The organism is Pseudoalteromonas rubra (assembly GCF_005887115.1).
GTDB lineage: Bacteria > Pseudomonadota > Gammaproteobacteria > Enterobacterales > Alteromonadaceae > Pseudoalteromonas > Pseudoalteromonas rubra_F.
Genome location: NZ_PNCJ01000119.1, coordinates 1 through 239 on the forward strand (window position 1 = coordinate 1; position 239 = coordinate 239).

At 40.6% G+C, this 239-nt stretch carries 1 pseudogene; it reads left to right on the plus strand.

The annotated features are described in order from the left end of the window. Window positions 1-239: pseudogene (locus tag CWB98_RS23420) on the plus strand (IS110 family transposase); the annotation flags it as partial.

The window sequence follows — 239 nt, forward strand, 5'->3', positions numbered from 1 at the left end:
CATGCTCGATTTAAAAGATGCCAAATATCAGCTAAAAGCACTTCTGCTGCGCAACAACATTAATTATGAAGGAACCGCCAATTGGTCACTCAAACATTTACGATGGCTCACCGAATTAGTTCTGCCTCATCCTGCCCAGCAAATTGTATTACAGGAATTTATTCAAACCATTAACGAACGCATAGCTCGCCTTGAACGTTTGGATAATGAACTTACGTACCATATTCATCAATGGCGCT